5 protein-coding genes are annotated in these 3,060 nt (G+C 68.2%); 3 read left to right on the top strand and 2 right to left on the bottom strand.

Annotated features, from left to right (window positions below; all coding sequences use genetic code 11):
* Positions 1 to 70: 70 nt before the first annotated feature.
* Together AB0J58_RS44115 and AB0J58_RS44110 are read right to left on the bottom strand one after the other, a co-directional pair.
* The gene (locus tag AB0J58_RS44115) at positions 71 to 760 is read right to left on the bottom strand and encodes a hypothetical protein (protein ID WP_357795765.1); all 690 of its coding nucleotides are present in this window, start codon (positions 758 to 760) and stop codon (positions 71 to 73) included.
* Positions 761 to 781: 21 nt separating this feature from the next.
* A complete protein-coding gene (locus tag AB0J58_RS44110; RefSeq protein ID WP_357795768.1) occupies positions 782 to 928 on the bottom strand; it encodes a hypothetical protein in 147 nt (48 codons plus the stop codon).
* Between the two features lie 197 nt (positions 929 to 1,125).
* On the opposite strand from AB0J58_RS44110, the gene AB0J58_RS44105 reads away from it, so the two are divergent.
* The 3 genes from AB0J58_RS44105 to AB0J58_RS44095 form a co-directional block, all read left to right on the top strand.
* Positions 1,126 to 1,338 (top strand): hypothetical protein, encoded by a 213-nt coding sequence (locus AB0J58_RS44105; RefSeq protein WP_357795770.1) that lies wholly within the window; start codon positions 1,126 to 1,128, stop codon positions 1,336 to 1,338.
* Complete coding sequence (locus AB0J58_RS44100; protein WP_364227611.1) at positions 1,335 to 1,991, top strand: glycosyltransferase; 657 nt, start codon at positions 1,335 to 1,337, stop codon at positions 1,989 to 1,991. The genes AB0J58_RS44105 and AB0J58_RS44100 overlap by 4 nt, the downstream gene beginning before the upstream one ends.
* Positions 1,988 to 3,060 (top strand): NAD(P)-binding domain-containing protein (locus tag AB0J58_RS44095; RefSeq protein ID WP_364227608.1); only part of this gene is annotated, 1,073 nt, incomplete at its 3' end. The genes AB0J58_RS44100 and AB0J58_RS44095, both read left to right, overlap by 4 nt.

Below are 3,060 nucleotides of genomic sequence, written 5' to 3'. Positions count from 1 at the left end.
CCGTCACTGCCTCGGCGAGCGTTCCGGCGCCCACGGCGAGTGCCGGCCAGACCGCGTCACCCGGGACGGTTCAGGCCACCGCATCGGTGCCCGCGGCGTCCCCGTCTGCGAGCTCCACAGCCAGCCCTGCGATCCTGGCCGCGACCGCTTCGGTACTGGCGCCCACCATCGAGTCCAACTCGACGCTGACACCCGGGGTTATCGCCGCCACGGCATCCGTGCCGGAGCCCACGACCACGTCAGGCCAAGCGGTCACCCCGGCCACCGTCGAGGCGACGACGAGCATCCCTGCCCCGGACGTCTCCGCGGACTCGACTGCTTCCCCGGAAGCCGTGGCCGCTACCGCGTCGATCCCAGCGCCGGCGGTCCAGTCGGGCTCCTCGACCACAGCCACCCCGGACACGGTCCAGGCGGTCGCGTCGATCAGCCCGCCCACGACCACCACGGCGTCCACGGCTTTCCCGTCTGTGGTCGCCTGCGCGGCAGCGGTCAACACGCCCTCAGCCGAGACGAGCTCCACGGCCTCACCAAGTGCCGTAGCCGCCGCCGCGGTCATCCCGTCCCCAGCGACCACCACCGGGGCCTCGGCAAGCCCTGCGGTGGTCACAGCCACCGCGTCCATCCCCGCACCGGACGTCCTGGCCGACGGCAACTCCACCGCCACCCCAGCAACCGTCACCGCGGCTGCTGCGATCCCGGCGCCCACCACCTCGGCCGGCGCCACGACCACCACGACGACCATCACCACTACCGCGACCATCCCAACCCCAACGGCGACGTCCTACACCTCGGCCTCCCCGGCTGCGGTGCAGGCCACCGCCACCATCCCCGCCGCGTCGATCACGTCCACGGCCCGGCCTGACGTGGTCTCCGCAGCGGCAACCGTTCCTGCTCCCGCCGTGTCCACCACAGACCCGGCAGGCGACATCACCATCACCGTCGGATCCCCATCTCGCCGATGGTCGGCTGGCTCGCCCGCGCGCCAGTTCAGTACGGCAAGTCCCGCCCGCTCCTGGTCCGCTGGGGCGCCCACCACGTGAGGAGGCCGGCGTGTCGATTCCTTGCATTCCGTCCTCCTCCGTGGAGTACGTGCGGGCACCCGTCACAGGTGACTACACGGAGTCCATGACGGTCCAGATGGCACTGGTGCCCTACTCGATCGAGCCGGACACCAGCGATTGGAAGACCGCTCAGTGGGATGGCGGCTACGCCAAGGTCAAGATCGGCGCTGGCAGTACGGTGGGCGCTCTAACGGAAGGCACCTACGGGGTGTGGATCCGCGTCACCACTACCGATGAGATCCCCGTCTTGTACGCCGGTGCGGTGAGAATCACGTGATTTCCGTCCTCCTGCCGTCCCGTGGGCGCCCACAGCCGCTGGCGGACTCCATCGGGTCCCTGCGCGTCATGGCCGATGATCCTGGCCGCTTGGAGATCCTGGTCGCCGCGGATCCTGATGACCCGGACACGGCGGAAGCTGCCGAACGGTCCCGAGCCACGTACTGGGTGGCGCCCACCAGGTACGGCTACCACCGCCTCCACGAGTACGTGAACCACCTCGCTGGCCTCGCGGCAGGGGAGTGGCTGCTGTTGTGGAACGACGACGCCCGCATGCTCACCCCAGGCTGGGACTCGCGGGTCGAGGAAGCCGATCGAGGCGTGCTGTGGCCGGCACACAACGACTCACCGATGCTGAACATCTTCCCGATCGTCCACCGGTCGATCGTCGACACGTTGGGGCACTTCTCGTTGTCGCCGCACTGCGACTCCTGGGTCCAGGACGTAGCGACCGCGGTAGGCGCCCACCACCGCATCGAAGTGGACGTCCTGCATGACCGCCACGACTTGACCGGCGGACACAACGACCAGACGTGGCGCGACGCCCAAGCCGGGTACCGCACCGCGGACTACCACTCACCCCCGATGAAGACGGCCCGCGCCCGCGACATCGCAACGCTCAGGGCCGCCTGGACCCCCGAGAGGACACCATGAACGTCGGCTGGATCGGGCTTGGCAAGCTCGGGGCCCCCTGCGCCTTGGCGTTGCAGCACCTCGCTGGCCATGACGTTCTCGGCTACGACCTCGACCGTGCCCGGGTTGAGCGCATGTTCTCCAAGGGGGGCGACTATGGAGAGCAGGGGCTCGCTGATCTGATCGACCGCGGCCCGCTGAAGCTCGCTCACACGGTCGGCGAGGTCGTCGCCCACGCCGACGTCGTGTTCGTCGCTGTACAGACTCCACATGCTCCCGCCTATGGCGGCGAGACGCCGGCACCGTGGGAGCGCCGCGACTTCGAGTATGGGTTCCTCGTCCAGGCCGTCCGGGATGTGTGTCGGGCCGCCGCGGAGCAGGCCAAGCCGATCACCCTGGTTGTGGTGTCCACCGCACTGCCCGGGACGTGCAACAAGCATCTGCGGGGCCTGCTGAACGCCCACGTCACACTCGTCTACTCGCCTCTGTTCATCGCGATGGGCACGACGATCGCGGACTTCCTGCAGCCCGAGTTCGTTCTCATGGGCGCTGACCGACCCGAGCACCTGGACCCCGTTGTCGAGGTGTACGAGCGCCTTCATGGGCGCCCACTGTTCAAGACGTCCATCGAGTCCGCTGAACTCATCAAGGTCGCGTACAACACGGTCATCTCGGCGAAGGTCGTCATCGGCAACACCATCATGGAGATCTGCGAGAAGACCGGCGCTGACTGCGACGAGGTCATCGACGCACTCTCTTTGGCCACCGACCGTGTCATCTCGCCCAAGTACCTGCGAGGCGGCATGGGAGATGGGGGAGCATGCCATCCGCGTGATCTGATCGCCATGTCGTGGCTGGCTGAACGCCTTGAACTGTCGTACGACCTGCTCGGCCAGATGACGCACGCGCGCGAGGCGCAGTCCGGCTGGCTCGCGGACTTGACGGTCCGGTGGGCTGATCAGACGGGCTTACCGGTGTGCATCCTGGGCAAGGCGTACAAGCCGGAAAGCGCCCTCACCGCCGGGTCACCCGCTCTGCTGCTCGCCCACCAACTCGGGGAGCGCGGCCACAAAGTGATCCACAAGGACAT

This window comes from Streptosporangium sp. NPDC049644 (assembly GCF_040675205.1).
In the GTDB taxonomy this organism is placed as follows: Bacteria; Actinomycetota; Actinomycetes; order Streptosporangiales; family Streptosporangiaceae; genus Streptosporangium; species Streptosporangium fukuiense.
This window is presented reverse-complemented; position numbering and strand designations above follow the sequence as displayed.